This is a genomic window from Micromonospora sp. WMMD987 (assembly GCF_029581435.1).
In the GTDB taxonomy this organism is placed as follows: Bacteria; Actinomycetota; Actinomycetes; order Mycobacteriales; family Micromonosporaceae; genus Micromonospora; species Micromonospora rifamycinica.
The window spans coordinates 3,512,501-3,528,116 of record NZ_CP120861.1 but is presented as its reverse complement, the minus strand read 5'-3'; the positions used below and the strand labels follow the sequence as shown (position 1 = coordinate 3,528,116).

Annotated in this window: 13 protein-coding genes and 2 rRNA genes (1 of these 15 only partly in view); 11 read left to right on the top strand and 4 right to left on the bottom strand. The window is 71.8% G+C overall.

Annotation, left to right across the window (positions count from 1 at the left end; genetic code table 11):
* Window position 1: 1 nt before the first annotated feature.
* The 11 genes from O7612_RS14880 (at window position 2) to O7612_RS14830 (ending at window position 11,897) form a co-directional block, all read left to right on the top strand.
* Complete coding sequence (locus tag O7612_RS14880) at window positions 2-829, top strand: SDR family oxidoreductase (protein ID WP_282265010.1); 828 nt, start codon at window positions 2-4, stop codon at window positions 827-829.
* Between the two features lie 53 nt (window positions 830-882).
* Window positions 883-1,722 carry a class I SAM-dependent methyltransferase gene (locus tag O7612_RS14875; RefSeq protein WP_282265009.1) on the top strand — a complete coding sequence of 280 codons (840 nt, stop codon included), beginning with the start codon at window positions 883-885 and terminating at the stop codon, window positions 1,720-1,722.
* A gap of 67 nt (window positions 1,723-1,789) precedes the next feature.
* Window positions 1,790-2,665, top strand: coding sequence for a family 3 encapsulin nanocompartment shell protein (locus tag O7612_RS14870; protein ID WP_282265008.1), 876 nt, complete (start codon window positions 1,790-1,792; stop codon window positions 2,663-2,665).
* Window positions 2,666-2,677: 12 nt separating this feature from the next.
* The gene (locus tag O7612_RS14865; protein ID WP_282265007.1) at window positions 2,678-3,979 is read left to right on the top strand and encodes an FAD-dependent oxidoreductase; all 1,302 of its coding nucleotides are present in this window, start codon (window positions 2,678-2,680) and stop codon (window positions 3,977-3,979) included.
* Window positions 3,976-4,683, top strand: a complete 708-nt coding sequence (locus O7612_RS14860) for an aspartate/glutamate racemase family protein (RefSeq protein WP_282265006.1) — start codon at window positions 3,976-3,978, stop codon at window positions 4,681-4,683. The genes O7612_RS14865 and O7612_RS14860 overlap by 4 nt, the downstream gene beginning before the upstream one ends.
* Window positions 4,684-5,049: 366 nt before the next feature.
* Window positions 5,050-7,683: a class III lanthionine synthetase LanKC gene (gene lanKC / locus O7612_RS14855; RefSeq protein WP_282265005.1), complete on the top strand. Its 2,634-nt coding sequence runs from the start codon at window positions 5,050-5,052 to the stop codon at window positions 7,681-7,683.
* A gap of 70 nt (window positions 7,684-7,753) precedes the next feature.
* The gene (locus tag O7612_RS14850; RefSeq protein ID WP_067312695.1) at window positions 7,754-7,873 is read left to right on the top strand and encodes a SapB/AmfS family lanthipeptide; all 120 of its coding nucleotides are present in this window, start codon (window positions 7,754-7,756) and stop codon (window positions 7,871-7,873) included.
* A gap of 89 nt (window positions 7,874-7,962) precedes the next feature.
* A complete protein-coding gene (locus O7612_RS14845) occupies window positions 7,963-8,082 on the top strand; it encodes a SapB/AmfS family lanthipeptide (RefSeq protein WP_067312693.1) in 120 nt (39 codons plus the stop codon).
* 74 nt (window positions 8,083-8,156) lie between these two features.
* Window positions 8,157-8,276 carry a SapB/AmfS family lanthipeptide gene (locus O7612_RS14840; RefSeq protein ID WP_067312693.1) on the top strand — a complete coding sequence of 40 codons (120 nt, stop codon included), beginning with the start codon at window positions 8,157-8,159 and terminating at the stop codon, window positions 8,274-8,276.
* Window positions 8,277-8,346: 70 nt separating this feature from the next.
* A complete protein-coding gene (locus O7612_RS14835) occupies window positions 8,347-10,014 on the top strand; it encodes an ABC transporter ATP-binding protein (protein ID WP_282265004.1) in 1,668 nt (555 codons plus the stop codon).
* Entirely contained in the window at window positions 10,011-11,897 is a 1,887-nt protein-coding gene (locus O7612_RS14830; RefSeq protein ID WP_282265003.1) for an ABC transporter ATP-binding protein, read from the top strand. Before O7612_RS14835 ends, O7612_RS14830 begins: the two co-directional genes overlap by 4 nt.
* On the opposite strand, the gene O7612_RS14825 is transcribed toward O7612_RS14830, so the two are convergent.
* From O7612_RS14825 to O7612_RS14810, 4 genes are all read right to left on the bottom strand, one after another.
* The gene (locus O7612_RS14825) at window positions 11,827-12,606 is read right to left on the bottom strand and encodes a response regulator transcription factor (protein ID WP_282265002.1); all 780 of its coding nucleotides are present in this window, start codon (window positions 12,604-12,606) and stop codon (window positions 11,827-11,829) included. The two genes, O7612_RS14830 and O7612_RS14825, sit on opposite strands and share 71 nt — an antisense overlap.
* 110 nt (window positions 12,607-12,716) lie before the next feature.
* The gene (locus O7612_RS14820; protein WP_282265001.1) at window positions 12,717-13,400 is read right to left on the bottom strand and encodes a response regulator transcription factor; all 684 of its coding nucleotides are present in this window, start codon (window positions 13,398-13,400) and stop codon (window positions 12,717-12,719) included.
* Between the two features lie 297 nt (window positions 13,401-13,697).
* A 5S ribosomal RNA gene (rrf, locus tag O7612_RS14815) occupies window positions 13,698-13,814 on the bottom strand.
* A gap of 93 nt (window positions 13,815-13,907) precedes the next feature.
* Window positions 13,908-15,616 (bottom strand): 23S ribosomal RNA (locus tag O7612_RS14810); it runs 1,401 nt beyond the window's last position.

Below are 15,616 nucleotides of genomic sequence, written 5' to 3'. Positions count from 1 at the left end.
CGTGGATCTCGGGCTCAAGGGGCGGGTGGCCCTGGTCGCGGGGGGTTCCAGCGGCATCGGGCTGGCCTGCGCGAAGGAGTTCGCCGCCGAGGGCGCCCAGGTGGCGATCTGTGGCCGTGACCCGGACCGGCTGGCCGCCGCCGAACGCGAGGTGGCGCAGGTGGCGACCGGTCGGGTCAGCGCCACCAGCGTGGACCTGACCGACCCCGACGCGGCCCGCCGCTGGGTCGACGCGGTCGCCGCCGACCTGGGCGGCGTGCACGTGCTGGTGGCCGGCGGCGGCAGCCCACCCGTCGGCACCGCCACCGGCTTCGACGTCGAGGACTACCGGGCCGCCGTGGACCGGGTGCTGCTGCCGGCGGTGGCGCTGGCCACCGCCGCGCTGCCGCACCTGCGGGCCGCCGGGTGGGGCCGGCTGCTCTTCGTCGCCTCCGAGACCGCCTGCGTGCCGATCGGGCCACTGGTGTTGTCCGGGGTGACCCGGGCGGCGCTGGTCCGCTTCGCCCAGGGTCTCGCCGTGGACGTCGGCCGGGACGGCATCACCGTCAACGTGCTGGCCCCGGGCGGGGTGCGGACCCCGCCGATGGAACGCGCCGCGGCCCGGCTCGCCACCGACGGTGACGCGGAGGCCCGGCTGCGGGCGATGGGGCACCACAGCGCGCTGGGCCGGCTGGCCCGGCCGGACGAGGTGGCCGCAGTGGCCGCCTTCCTGGCCAGCGAGCGGGCCTCGTTCGTCACCGCCGGGGTGCACCTGATCGACGGCGGGGCCGCGGCGACCGGCCCGGACCTGCCCCACCTGACCGGGGTCCGCAAGGACACCTACGCCTGACCCCCGCCCGGCCGCGCCGGCCCCACGCCCGCCCCGCACGAAGGAGTGCCTGCATGTCCACGACCAGCCAGTTCACCGAACGGGACGTCTCCGAGTTCTTCGACCAGACCACCCAGACGTACCTCAGCTTCTGGGACAGCGAGGGGGTGCTGCACACCGGCTACTTCGCCGGGCCGGAGGACACCGACTACCCGGCGGCGGCCGACCGGACCTCCGACCTGCTCGCCGCCGACGCCGGCATCGACGCCTCGGCCACCGTGCTGGACGTCGGTTGTGGCTGCGGCAACTTCCTGCTGCGGCTGGCCGAGCGCACCGGGTGCCGCGGCGAGGGGGTGGACCTGAGCATCGAACGGGTCCGCTTCGCCCAGGGCAAACTCGCCGGACGCGACGACGCGTTGCCGGTCGCCTTCCGGCACGGCTCGGCCACCGCCCTGCCGTACGACGACGGCGGTTTCAGCCACGTGGTCAGCCAGGACGCGCTGTTCCTGGTGCCGGACAAGCCGCGCAGCCACGCGGAGATGTTCCGGGTGCTCGCCCCCGGCGGGACGCTGGCCGTCACCGACTTCCTGCAACCCGTCGCCGAGATCGGCGAGGCGGCCCGCCGGCACGTCTACGACCGGGTGCGGTGGAGCAGCGGCTACTCCCTCGACGGCTACCGGGAGGCGTTGACGGCGGCCGGGTTCGAGGTGACCGTCGCGCGCAGCCTGGACAGCCACATCCGGCAGACCTACCGGGTGCTGGGCGAGACCGCCCGGCAGCGGGCCGCCGCCACCGACGACGAGGCGGCCCGGACGTGGATCCTCGGCTTCGCCGCCTCCTGCGACGAGATCCAGGCCGCGATCGACCGGGGTGAATTCGGCTGGGGCCTGTTCGTCGCCCGTAAGCCGGCCTGACCGCGCCCGCCGGAGCGCATCCACGCCGGCCCGCCCCGCGCACCAGCTCAGCCCAGGAGGGGAAGTCATGCAGCGCACCGACACCGTCAAGCGGACCATCGCCGAGGTCGTCGCCGAACGTCGGACCCAGATGTCGCCCGGTGGCATGTTCGTCGAGGCGTTCGGTCGGGACGGATTCGACACCGCCGTCGGCTACGACGTCACCATCACCGACTCGCTGACCAGTTCCCGGCGCAAGCCCCGCTACCCGTCACGGAACATGCTCAAGGTGGTGGACCTGTCCCGGGAACCGCAGGAGTTCTACTGGCACGAGAGCCCCCCGCGCCCCGGCGACCCCACCGTGGACGGCGCGGACCTGCGCCGGGAGGCCGCCAACCACTTCCACCGCTCCCCCATCCCGGAGCTGCTGACCACCCGGGCCTGGGTGCAGGTGCCCGACGAGCTGTGGCACGACCCGGTCGGTTTCGCCCAGTTCATCGACTACCGCCTGGTGGTACGGCTGGCCACCGCCGAGAACCACACCATCCTGCGTGGCGAGGGCGGGCTGCTGAACATGCCGCAGCTCGGCCGGCTCACCGACCCCGCGCCGTTCGCCTCGACCATCCTGGCCGCCTGCAACGAGGTGGAGCAGATGGGCAGCACCGCCGACGGGCTGATCATCAACCCGGCCGACTACTACCGGCTGCTCGGCGAGGGCCACCTGCTGCGCGACGTGGAGGACAACGGCGTCTTCATCGTCCGGACCCGGCTGGTCGATCCGGGCACCGCGATCGTCGGCGACTTCGGGCACGGCGCGGTGCTGTTCGACGCCGGCCGGTCGACGATCAGGTTCGCCGAGCCGCCGCCGGGGACCTTCGCCGAGCCGGGTCGGGCGCTCTGCGCCGAGATCTGGGAGCGGGTCGTGGTCAACCTGCCCACCTGCTTCTTCGTCGTCACCCTGTAGTCGGGGGACGACGTGGCGACGGCGCCCGCGCCGGGTGACGCACCCGGGCGCGGCGATCCCGACGTGCTGGTCGTCGGCGCGGGCGTGGCCGGACTGTTCTGCGCCTGGTTCCTGCGGCGGGCCGGGCTGACCGTGACCGTGGTGGACCGGGGCGAGGTGGGTGACCCGGCCGCCTGCTCGTCGGGGAACACCGGCTTCGTCGGCACCCAGGGCGCCGCGCCGCTGGCCGAGCCCGGCGTGCCCGCCAAGGGGCTGCGCTGGCTGCTCGACCCGGAGAGCCCGTTCCACGTCCGGCCCCGGCTCGATCGGGAGCTGCTGACCTGGCTCTGGCACTTCCGCCGGCACTGCACCGAGCGGCAGGCCCGGGCCGGCTTCGAGGTGCTGCTCGACCTCAAGCAACGCAGCCTGGCCATCCTGCGGGAGGTCTGCGCCCGCGACGAGCTGGCCGACACCCTCACCGCCCGCGGCCTGGTGCTGGCCTGCAAGACCCCCGAGGGGTACGCGCAGGCGCGGGCGACGGTGCCGGCGGCGGTGGCCCGGGGGGTGCCGCTGCGGGTCCTGGACCCGGCGGAGCTGGCCCGGCTGACGCCGGGGGTGGAGTTCGCCGTCGCCGGGGCGCTGCTCAACGAGGAGGGGGCGGCCCTGCGCATCCCGACGTTCCTGGTGGCGTTCGCCCGGCTGTTGCGCGCCGCGGGGGTGGAGATCCTCACCGACACCGAGGTACGGGGCTTCCACACCGTCGGCCGGCAGGTCCGCGCCGTGCGCACCAGCCGCGGTGACCTGCGTCCCGGTGAGGTGGTACTCGCCGCCGGGGTGTGGTCGGCGGCCTGCGCCCGCCAGCTCGGCGTCGGCCTGCCGCTGCAACCCGCCAAGGGGTACGCGGTGACCGTCGACTCCGGACCGGCGACCCCGACACTGCCGGTGCTGCTCAGCGAGGGGAAGGTGGCGGTCATGCCGTTGGGTGACCGGGTCCGGCTCGCCGGCACCCTGGAGCTGACCGGGCTGGACACCACGGTGTCCCCGCGCCGGGTGGCGGGGATCCTGCGGACCGTACGGTCGTACCTGCCGGGAATGGACACCGGCGGTCAGGTGCGGGTGTGGACCGGGCTGCGCCCGTGCACCCCGGACAGCCTGCCGTTGATCGGCCGGCTCGGGTCTTACCACAACGTCAGCGTCGCCACCGGGCACGGGCACATCGGAATGGGGCTCGCCCCGGCCGGTGGGCGGCTGCTCGCCCAGCTCGTCACCGGTGCACCTCCGGACGTGCCACTGGCGACGTTCGCGGTGGACCGGCACCGGCGGGGGCACCGGTGAGCACCCCGGCGGTCGGGGTGCTCTGCCTCCAGACCAGCTTCGACAAGATCCCGGGGCACATCCGTAACCCGGCCACCTTCGACTTCCCGGTGGTCTACCGGGTCGTCGAGGGGGCCACCCCGCAGCGGCTGGTCCGCGAGGCCGATCCGACCCTGCTGGAACCGTTCGTCACCGCCGCCCGGGACCTCCAGGCCGCCGGGGTGGCCGCGATCACCGGGGCGTGCGGCTTCCTGGTGCTGTTCCAGGCCGAGCTGGCCGCCGCCGTGGACGTGCCGCTGCACTCGTCGAGCCTGCTCCAGCTGCCGATGGTGCACCGGATGCTCGGTGCCGGCCGGACGGTCGGCGTGCTGACCGCCGACGCGGCGGCGCTGACCCCCCGGCACCTGGCCGCGATCGGGGCGCAGGACGTGCCGATCCGGGTGGCCGGGATGGCCGACGCTCCGGAGTTCCGCGAGGTGATGCTGGAGGGCCGACGCGACGCCCTGGACGTGGACCGGTTGGCCGCCGAGGTGCTGGAGCGGGCGGCCTCGCTGGCCGGGCCGGACCTGGGCGCGGTGGTCATCGAGTGCACCGACCTGGTGCCGTTCGCGCACCTGGTGCAGGCCCGCCTCGGGGTGCCGGTCTACGACATCGTCACCCTCACCACGATGGTGCACTCCGGCCTGGCCCGCCGCCCTTACACCGCCGCCACCGGCGACCGGTAACCGCACCGCCTCTTCCCGCCGGCCGGCGGGGTCCTGACCGGACCCTGCCGGCCGGCGGTCCGCCGTGCGCGGGCCGCCCCCTTCCGCCGGGCATCCCGCACCCGGCACCTCGCACCCGGCACCCGGCACCCGGCACCCGGCACCCGGCACCCGATCGTGCCCGCAGGCTGGGCGATGTCGATGCGCGAACCCGCAGGTGATGCCGTATTCACGATTTCAAACTCCGCTATTGTCACGAGTTTCCGGCCGGAATCTCACCGTGGGTCGATGACGCATCACACTGTGCCCCACCCTCCCCCGATTGCAGGATTGACCCGAACCGAACAGGGGACGACCCGAACCGATCAGGCGATGGGAGGCACCGAGATGGACGAACGGTACGACTCGTACTGCGCGGTCGACCCGCTCTTCTACGACTCGTTGTCCAGCGCGAGCGCCACCGCCGCCGGCATCGGTTACGCCGCGGACCGCCCGCAGCCGGCAGGCTGGGAGTCCGAGGTCAAGGACGACTGGATGATCCACGCCCCGGTCGGCGGCACCCTGCCGGCCCAGGGTTGGAAGATCCACGTGTCGGCCCGGCTGGACAACGCCGAGCGGGTGCTGACCCGGGTGATGGACTACTGCCAGCCGCGCGGCATCCCGTTCAAGCACCTGCGTGGTCCCCGGATGCTGCTGATGCGCAACAGCAAGTACGCCCGCCGGGGCGGCAGCGGCAAGTTCGTCACCATCTACCCGCGGGACGACGCCGAGCTGGAGCTGGCCGCCAAGGAACTGGCGGCGCTGCTGCACGGCGAGCAGGGGCCGTACATCCTGAGCGACCTGCGCTACGGCGACGGGCCGGTCTACCTGCGCTACGGAGGCTTCGCCGCCCGCTACTGCCTGTCGGCCGAGGGCCAGGTGGTACCGGCCATCGCCGATGCCACCGGCACCCTGGTGCCCGACCGTCGCGACCCGGTGTTCCACCTGCCCGACTGGGTCACCCTGCCGGACTTCCTCGCCCCGCACCTGGCCGCCCGCAACGCCGCCAGCACCACCGAGCTGCCCTACCGGATCGAGAAGGTCATCCACTTCTCCAACGGCGGCGGTCTCTACCAGGCCCAGGACACCCGCACCGGGGACCGGGTCGTGTTGAAGGAGGCCCGCCCGTACGCCGGTCTCGACGCCACCGGGGCGGACGCGGTGACCCGGCTGCGGCGGGAGGCCACCGTGCTGCGCCAGCTCGCCGACGTGCCGCACCTGGTCCGGGTGCACGACGAGTTCAGCTTCGGCGGCCACGAGTTCCTCGCCCTGGCCTACGTCGAGGGCGACCCGCTCAACAAGGTCGTCGTGCAGCGCTACCCGCTGGTGCACCCCGACGCCGACCGGGCCGAGTACACCCGCTGGGCGCTGGACGTCCACCGGCAGGTCGCCGAGGCCGTCGAGGCCATCCACGCGCACGGCATCGTCTACGGCGACCTGCACATGTTCAACATCATGGTCGGCGACGACGGCGCGGTCACCCTGATCGACTTCGAGGTCGCCGCGCCGGCCGCCGAGGCGGGCCGACCGGCCCTGCGCAACCAGGCGTTCGCCGCGCCCCGCGACCGGGTCGGTTTCGCCGTCGACCGGTACGCCCTGGCCTGCCTGCGCCTGGCCCTGTTCCTACCGCTGACCGCGATGCTGCGGCTGGCCCCGGAGAAGGCGGCGCACCTGGCCGACCTGGTGGCCGAGAACTTCCCGGTCGACCGGGCGGTGCTCGACCAGACGGTCGCGGTGATCGTCGGCGACCCGCCGGACGCGCCGCCCGCCACCGCCGCCACGACGGCGCCGACCAGCACCGGGAGCGGCCCGGCACCGCGCTCCGCCGCGGCGACTCCGCTGAGCCCCGACGTGGTCCGGGTCGACCCGGACGACTGGCCCGGTCTGCGTGACCGGCTGGTCCGGGCGATCACCGCCAGCGCCACGCCGCACCGCGACGACCGGCTCTTCCCCGGCGACATCCGGCAGTTCAGCGGCACCGACGGCGGGCTGAACCTCGCCCACGGCGCGGCCGGGGTGCTCTGGGCGCTGCACGCCGCCGGCGCACCCGTCGACCCCCGGCACGTCGACTGGCTCGTCGACCGGGTCCGGGAACCCGCCTCCGGCAGCCGGCTCGGCTTCTTCGACGGGCTGCACGGGGTGGCGTACGTGCTGGACCTGCTCGGACGCCGCGACAAGGCCCGCCGGCTGCTCGACCGATGTCTCGACGAGCCCTGGACCGACCTCGGCAACGACCTGATGGGCGGCCTGGCCGGCGTCGGTCTGAACCTGGACCACTTCGCCGCGGTGACCGGCGAGTCCCGCTACGCCACCGCCGCCCGGCGGGCCGTCGACCTGGTCGTCGAACGACTCGGCGACGTCGACTCGGTGGGTGAGATCAGCGGCGGCCGGCACCCGTACGCGGGACTGATGCGCGGCGGCGCCGGGGCGGCCCTGCTGCTGCTGCGCCGGCACGAGCGGGAACCCGACGAGCGGCTGCTCGACCACGCGGCCACCGCACTGCGCCAGGACCTGCGCCGGTGTGTCCGTCGCGACGAGGGGCACCTGGAGGTCAACGAGGGCTGGCGGACGATGCCGTACCTCGCCGAGGGCAGCGTCGGGGTGGGACTGGTGCTCGACCAGTACCTGCGCCACCGGCCCGACGAGACCCTCCGCGAGCAGGCCGCGGCGATCCGCCGCTGCGCCGACTTCCCGTTCTACGCCCAGTCCGGTCTGTTCGCCGGCCGCGCCGGCATCGTGGCCTATCTGGCCGGTCGGGGCGAACACGAGGCGGCCCGGACCCAGGCGCGACTGCTCGGCTGGCACGCCCTGCCGTACGCCGGTGGCACCGCCTTCCCCGGCGACCAACTGCTGCGGCTCTCCATGGACCTGGCTACCGGCACGGCCGGCGTGCTGGCCGGGGTGGCCGCCACCCGGCCCACCGATCCGGTCCGGCTGCCGCTGCTGACCCGCCGGCACGACGGCACCACCCCGGCCGACTGACGGCCCACCCGCTCCCCGGGGGTCACCCCGGGGTCCACCCGACCCGACGAGCAACGGAAGGAGGAAAGACATGGCCCTGCTCGACCTTCAGGGGATGGAGCTGCCGGCCGCCGGACGTACCGGCGGTGGGAGCCAGGCGAGTCTGCTGCTCTGCGGCGACAGCTCGCTGAGCGTCACGACCTGCAACTGAGGTGACGGTCGTCGACCCGACGGCCGACCGACCTCACCATCAGGCACCTCCGTAAACAGGACTCCACATCGACAGAAAGAGGTAAGACCATGGCTCTGCTCGACCTCCAGGCGATGGAACTCCCGGCCACCGAGCGCACCGGCGGCGGCAGCCAGGCCAGCCTGCTGCTCTGCGGCGACAGCTCGCTGAGCGTCACCACCTGCAACTGAGTCGCGGTCGTCGACCGACGACCCGACCGAGGTGAACCACCAGGAACGTCCTTCCTACCGAAAGAGGTAAGACCATGGCTCTGCTCGACCTCCAGGCGATGGAACTCCCGGCCACCGAGCGCACCGGCGGCGGCAGCCAGGCCAGCCTGCTGCTCTGCGGCGACAGCTCGCTGAGCGTCACCACCTGCAACTGATCGACCGGTATCGCATGGCCCCGGACCGGCACCTGCCGGTCCGGGGCCGCGCGGCGTGGGAGGGAGTGTGATGACGCCGGCTGACCGGCTCCTGCTGCGCGCCGTCCGCGCCGCCGGCTGGTGGACCCCGACGCTGACCGTGGCCACCGTGGCCGCCACGGCGGCCGAGCTGGCCCTGCCGGCGGTCCTGGGGCGGGCGGTGGACGCCGCCGTCGGCACCGCACCCCAGGCCTCCCCCGGCCGCTGGCTGACCGCCGTGGCCGGACTGATCGCCCTCCTGGTCGTCGCCGGCGTGCTCCGCGACTACGGCACCGGCGCGGCCACCGCCCGGTCGGTGGCCCACCTGCGGCACACCCTGGTCCGGCACCTGTTCGCCCTCGACCCGCGCACCGCCGCCCGCCGCCCGGTGGGCGACCTGGCCGGCCGGGTGGTCGGGCAGGTCGCCGACGCCGGACAGGCCGCACCGACGGTCGTGACGGCCGCCACCGTGGTGCTGCCGCCGGTGGGCAGCCTGGTGGCGCTCACCCTGATCGACCCGTGGCTCGGCGGCACCTTCGTGCTGGGGTTGCTGCTGCTCGCTCTGCTGCTGCGCGGCTTCGTCGCCGACGCCTCCGCCGCCGTCGCCGGCTACCAGCAGGCCCAGGGTGATCTCGCCGGTCGGCTGGTGGAGACGCTGGCCGGGGCGCGCACCATCGCCGCCGCCGGCACCGGCGACCGGGAGGTCGACCGGGTGCTGACCCCCCTCGCCGCGCTGCACCGGCACGGTGCGCGGACCTGGACGGTGCTCGCCGGGGCGGCGACCCGGGGTGCGGTGCTCAACCCGCTGCTCCAGGTCGCGATCGTGGCCGTCGGCGGGCTCTCGCTCACCGCCGGCCGGTTGACGCCCGGGGAACTCCTGGCCGCCATCCAGTACGCCGCCCTCGGTGCCGGCCTCGGCACCGTGGTCGCCGCCCTGAACACCGCCGTCCGGGTCCGCGCCGGCTGCCGCCGGGCCGCCGACGTGCTCGCCGAACCCGCCCGGCCGTACGGCAGCCGTCCCCTGCCACCCGGACCGGGCACCCTGGAACTCCGCGGGGTGACCGTGCGCGACGCCGACGGCCGGCCCCTGCTCGACCGGGTGGACCTGCGGGTGCCCGGTGGCACCCTGCTGGTCGTCGTGGGCGCGTCGGGGGCGGGCAAGTCGCTGCTCGCCGCCGTGGCCGGCCGGCTGCGCGACCCGGACGACGGCACCGTGCTCCTGGACGGGGTGCCGCTGCCGGAGCTGAGCCCGGCCGACCTGCACACCGCGGTGGGTTACGGATTCGAACGGCCGGTGCTGGTCGGCGACACGGTGGGCGCCGCCGTCGGGGTGGGCGCGGATCCGGTGCCGCTGGCCAGGGCCGCCGCCATCCACGACTTCGTCGAACGGCTGCCCGACCGGTACGACACCCCACTGGCCGAGGTCGCCATGTCCGGCGGTGAACGGCAGCGGCTCGGGCTGGCCCGCGCGCTGCGCGCCGGCCGGTTGCTGATCCTCGACGACGCCACGTCCAGCCTGGACACCGCCACCGAGTACCAGGTCACCCGGGCGTTGACCGGTCCCGGTGACCGGCGTACCCGGGTGGTGGTCAGCCACCGGCTCGGCATGGCCGCCCGCGCCGACCTGGTGGCGTGGGTCGCCGACGGGCGGATCCGCGCGGTCGGCCCGCACCCGGTGCTCTGGGCCGACCCCGACTACCGGGAGGTGTTCCGGTCGTGAGCACGGTGACCGGCGTGACCCGCGCCGCGCTGCGGGACCGGCGGGCGCAGCTGTGGCGGCTGGCCGGCTGGTCGGCCGCCGAGGTGCTGCCGGCGGCCCTGTCCGGGCTGCTCACCGCACACGCCGTCGACAGCGGCTTCCTGGCCGGTCGACCGGGCGTCGGGCTGGCCTGGCTGGCGCTGCTCGGGCTCGCGGTGCTGGTCGGCGCGGTCGGCACCCACCGGTCGTACGCCCTGCTCGGCGACGTGGTGGAACCGTTCCGCGACGACCTGCTGCGCCGGGTGGTTCGCGGCGCGGTGGCCGGCGCGGCCGGCGGTCGGGCCGACGACGCGGCGGTGGCCCGGCTGACCCACCAGGTGGAGCTGGTCCGGGACACCTACGCCGGGTTGCTGATGGTGGTGCGCGGTTTCCTGTTCGCCTTCGGTGCCGCCGTGCTCGGCCTGCTCTCGCTGGCCACGCCGGTGGCCCTGGTGGTGGCGGTGCCGGTGCTGGCCGGCCTCGGCCTGTTCGCGGTGGCGCTGCCGGTGATGGTGGCCCGGCAACGGGAGTACGTGCTCTCCGACGAGCGGCTCGGCCGGGCCGTGGTGACCGCGGTGACCGGTCACCGGGACGTCTCCGCGAGCGGCGCGCGGGACCGGGTGACCGGCTGGGTCGGAGCGTCCGTCGACGCGCAGGCCCGGGTGGAGCGACGACTGGCGACCATGGCCGCGACCCGTGGCCTGACCCTCGCGCTGGGCGGGTGGCTGCCGGTGCCGGCGCTGCTGCTGGCCACGCCGTGGCTGGTCCGCCAGGGGCTGGGGCCGGGTGCCGTGCTCGGCGCCCTGGTCTACGTGACGCGGGGGGTGCAGCCGGCCCTGCACAGCCTGGTCCAGGGGGTCGCCGCCGGTGGTCTGCGGTTCGCCGTCACCCTCGACCGGCTCCTGCAGACCGCCGGGTCGCCGACCGCCACCGCATCGTCCGCCGCCACCGCCGACCCCGGGCCGTCGACCGCCGCCACCGGCTGCGGGCCGACCGCCGCTGCCGGTGGCCCCGCCGACTGCGCGACGACCGGGTCGCCGGCACAGCCTGCAGTACCGCGGGCCGGATCGGCGTTGTCGTTGCGCGCGGTCACCTTCCGGTACGGTCCGCACGCCGATCCGGTGCTCGACCACCTCGACCTCGAGGTGCCCGCCGGAGACCATCTGGTGATCGTGGGGGCCAGCGGGATCGGCAAGTCGACGCTGGCGGGCCTGGTCGCCGGCGTGCTGCACCCGCAGTCCGGCACGGTCCACGTCGGCGGATCGCCGGTGGCCGGGGCCACCCCGCGCGAGCTGGCCGACCGACGGGTGCTCATCCCGCAGGAGGCGTACGTCTTCACCGGCACGCTCCGGGAGAACATCGACTATCTGGTCCCCGGCCTGCCGGACGACACGATGGACCGGGCGGCGGCCCGGCTGGGCCTCACCGGCCTGATCGCCCGCCTCGGTGGTTACGACGCGCTGCTGCGTCCGGCCGACCTGTCCGCCGGGGAGCGCCAGCAGCTGGCACTCCTACGGGCCTGGCTCTCCCCCGCCGCCCTGGTCATCCTCGACGAGGCGACGTGTCATCTCGACCCGGCGACCGAGGCCCGGCTGGAGGGTGCCTTCGCCACCCGGCCCGGCACCCTCGTGGTGATCGCCCACCGGGTCAGCTCGGCACTGCGCGCCCGGCGGGTCCTGCTGCTCGACGGGAGTGCCGCTCTGCTGGACACCCACCAGGGACTGCTTGCCCGGTCTCCGGCCTATCGCGCTCTGGTCGGCTACGGCGAGCAGGGGACGGAGCTGACGGAGGCGGTCACAACCAACCCGCCTCACGGGCGATCCGCACCGCTTCCCAGCGGGTCCGCGCCCCAGTCTTGGCCATGATCCGCGAGAGGTGGTTACGGACCGTGCCGGCGGACAGCACCAACCGCTCGGCGATCTCCTGGACCGGATGCCCCTCGGCGACCACGTCGAGGACCTCCCGTTCCCGGTTGGTCAACGGGCTGTCAGCGACCTCCAGGGCGGCGACCACCAGGTCGGGGTCGAGGACGACCCGTCCCTCCGCGAGCTGACGGACCCCGTCGACGATCCGAGCGGGCGGCACCTCCCGGCTGAGGAAGCCGATCCGGTGTCCGTGCTCGGCGAGCAGCGGTCCGAGCCGACCGGCCCGTCGCTGCTCCACCAGGACCAGCAGCGCCCCCACGGGTGGGCCGGTACGCCGGGACGGCGGGCCGACGTCGGTATCCGCGGTCGCCGCCGTGGTGGTCGGGCCGGTGCCGGCGGCCGGGCTGGTCGGATCGGTATCAGGCGCCTTCCGGGCGGCGGGGACCGCCGGGCCGGTGCCGGGCTCGCCCCGGGCGCCCGGGGCGGACCTGGCCGCAGGATCGGCGGTGGCCAGGCGGACCAGTTCCGCCACGGTCAGCATGTCGAACTCGACCACGGCGACGTCGGGACGTTCGGCCTGGACAGCCGCCCGCAGACGGCGTGGACTGTCCACCTCGCCCACGATCTCGATGTCGTGTTCGGCGGAGAGCACCTGCGCGAGCGCACCTCGGAGCAACCCGCCCTGGAGAGCAAGCAGCGTGCGAACCATAAGCGACTCCCGACATAAACCCCGTGTTGACGAAATGTGTGCGTTCGATGACGCACGGTTGGGAATCTTATTGACTTCGTAACGGGTCCGACACCCCTTCCCACCGGTATTCAGATCCAGCCTGCGTCCTGCGCCCGCTGGACAGCCTCCCACCGGTTACGGGCACCGGTCTTGCGGAGCACGACGGACAGATGGTTACGGACCGTGCCGGGTGCCAGGTGCAGCTGGCCGGCGATCTCCTTTGTCGACAGCCCACGAGCCGCGGCGGCGGTGACCTCCCGCTCCCGCTCGTTCAACGGGTTGACCGCTGCGTCGAGCGCGGCCAGCGCGATCACCGGATCGATCGCCCGTTGCCCCTCGGCGACCAGTCGTAGCTGGTCAAGCAATTCCTGGGGCGGCACATCCTTGGCGATGATTCCGCGCACCCGCGCACCGAGCGCCCGGCGCAATACCCGGGCGGTCCGTCGGGAGGTGAGCACCACCACCGCGCATTCCGGTAGCCGCGCGTGCAACTGTGCGGTCAGGGCGGCGGGGTCGTCGATCGCGTCCAGGTCGACCAGAACCACGTGCGGACGCCCGGTGATCACACCATCGGCGAGATGACGGCCTGGGTCACTCTCCCCGGCCAACTCGAAGCCGGGAGTGGCGGCCAGGACCGCCGCCAACGCGGTACGCAACAGACCTGGCGGCCCCACCACCACCACCCGAATAGTCGGTGAACATGAGTCGGATTCCGGTTCTGATGATCGGTCCGCCCCCGACGACAACTGTTTCCGGCTCGTCAGTTCTTCCACTCATGACATTTTCCCAAATGAGAGCCGAATAAGTCACAACTGTCAGAATGACGACGGACCGGAGTCGCAAAAATGGATGAACCCCGCCACGAGTGGGGTATGCGGTAGGTCCCGTTTTTCCAGGACGAACGATCTGGGCCGAGGCTTACCGACGAGATGGGCAAAAACGGCCCCCTGGTCGACTACTGCGGAGTTGCCCTGTCGCTGCGGGATGCCCGGGGACGGATCAGAGCACGAAAAAGAATACGGTCGAGGCCCACCCCCTGCAAAAAGGGATGGGCCTCGACCATGAAGTGTGTCCGGCGGTGTCCTACTCTCCCACACCCTCCCGAGTGCAGTACCATCGGCGCTGGAGGGCTTAGCTTCCGGGTTCGGAATGTAACCGGGCGTTTCCCCTCCGCCATGACCGCCGTAACCTTATGAACATATCAAACAACACACACACCCACACCGTGGGGGGTTGCCGATCATTTGTTCAGAGTTGCACAGTGGACGCGTAGCAGCTTCGTAGTCAAGTCCTCGGCCTATTAGTACCGGTCAACTGAACCCGTTACCGAGCTTACATTTCCGGCCTATCAACCCAGTCGTCTAGCTGGGGGCCTTACCCCCACAACGTGGGGTGGGATACCTCATCTTGAAGCAGGCTTCCCGCTTAGATGCTTTCAGCGGTTATCCCTTCCGAACGTAGCTAACCAGCCGTGCCCCTGGCGGGACAACTGGCACACCAGAGGTTCGTCCGTCCCGGTCCTCTCGTACTAGGGACAGCCCTTCTCAAGTATCCTACGCGCACGGCGGATAGGGACCGAACTGTCTCACGACGTTCTAAACCCAGCTCGCGTACCGCTTTAATGGGCGAACAGCCCAACCCTTGGGACCTGCTACAGCCCCAGGATGCGACGAGCCGACATCGAGGTGCCAAACCATCCCGTCGATATGGACTCTTGGGGAAGATCAGCCTGTTATCCCCGGGGTACCTTTTATCCGTTGAGCGACACCGCTTCCACACGCAAGTGCCGGATCACTAGTCCCGACTTTCGTCCCTGCTCGACCTGTCAGTCTCACAGTCAAGCTCCCTTGTGTACTTGCACTCAACACCTGATTGCCAACCAGGCTGAGGGAACCTTTGGGCGCCTCCGTTACCCTTTAGGAGGCAACCGCCCCAGTTAAACTACCCACCAGACACTGTCCCTGAACCGGATAACGGTCCGAAGTTAGATACCCAAATCAACCAGAGTGGTATTTCAAGATTGCCTCCACCCATACTGGCGTACAGGTTTCACCGGCTCCCACCTATCCTACACAAGCCCATTCAGATACCAATGTCAAGCTATAGTAAAGGTCCCGGGGTCTTTCCGTCCTGCCGCGCGTAACGAGCATCTTTACTCGTACTGCAATTTCGCCGGGCCTGTGGTTGAGACAGTGGGGAAGTCGTTACGCCATTCGTGCAGGTCGGAACTTACCCGACAAGGAATTTCGCTACCTTAGGATGGTTATAGTTACCACCGCCGTTTACTGGCGCTTAAGTTCTCCGCCTCGCCCTTACGGGCTAACAGGTCCCCTTAACGTTCCAGCACCGGGCAGGCGTCAGTCCATATACATCGAATTACTTCTTCGCATGGACCTGTGTTTTTAGTAAACAGTCGCTTCCCCCTGCTCTCTGCGGCCATACAACGCTCCACCCGCACGGGGCTTCACGTCTCCGGCCCCCCTTCTCCCTAAGTTACGGGGGCAATTTGCCGAGTTCCTTAACCACAGTTCGCCCGATCGCCTCGGTATTCTCTACCTGACCACCTGTGTCGGTTTGGGGTACGGGCCGCTCAGAACTCGCTAGAGGCTTTTCTCGGCAGCATAGGATCACTGACTTCACCTGAATCGGCTCGGCATCACGTCTCAGCCCCATGACATGCGGATTTGCCTACATGTCGGCCTACACGCTTACCCCGGCACAACCACCGGCCGGGCTCAGCTACCTTCCTGCGTCACCCCATCGCTTGACTACTACCCACCAGGTTCCCAGCCTCCCCCACATCAATCCGAAGACATCAGCAAGTTCAGGTGGTTAGCACAGCAAGGTTCATCACGGGCGCTCCTTCGCGGGTACGGGAATATCAACCCGTTGTCCATCGACTACGCCTCTCGGCCTCGCCTTAGGTCCCGACTCACCCAGGGCGGATTAGCCTGGCCCTGGAACCCTTGGTCATCCGGCGGAAGGGTTT

Coding starts and splice junctions, on each gene's coding strand:
- O7612_RS14825 (WP_282265002.1), bottom strand. CDS start 12,606: ATGGTTCGCACGCTGCTTGCTCTCCAGGGCGGGTTGCTCCGAGGTGCG.
- O7612_RS14870 (WP_282265008.1), top strand. CDS start 1,790: ATGCAGCGCACCGACACCGTCAAGCGGACCATCGCCGAGGTCGTCGCC.
- O7612_RS14875 (WP_282265009.1), top strand. CDS start 883: ATGTCCACGACCAGCCAGTTCACCGAACGGGACGTCTCCGAGTTCTTC.
- O7612_RS14845 (WP_067312693.1), top strand. CDS start 7,963: ATGGCTCTGCTCGACCTCCAGGCGATGGAACTCCCGGCCACCGAGCGC.
- lanKC (WP_282265005.1), top strand. CDS start 5,050: ATGGACGAACGGTACGACTCGTACTGCGCGGTCGACCCGCTCTTCTAC.
- O7612_RS14840 (WP_067312693.1), top strand. CDS start 8,157: ATGGCTCTGCTCGACCTCCAGGCGATGGAACTCCCGGCCACCGAGCGC.
- O7612_RS14835 (WP_282265004.1), top strand. CDS start 8,347: ATGACGCCGGCTGACCGGCTCCTGCTGCGCGCCGTCCGCGCCGCCGGC.
- O7612_RS14850 (WP_067312695.1), top strand. CDS start 7,754: ATGGCCCTGCTCGACCTTCAGGGGATGGAGCTGCCGGCCGCCGGACGT.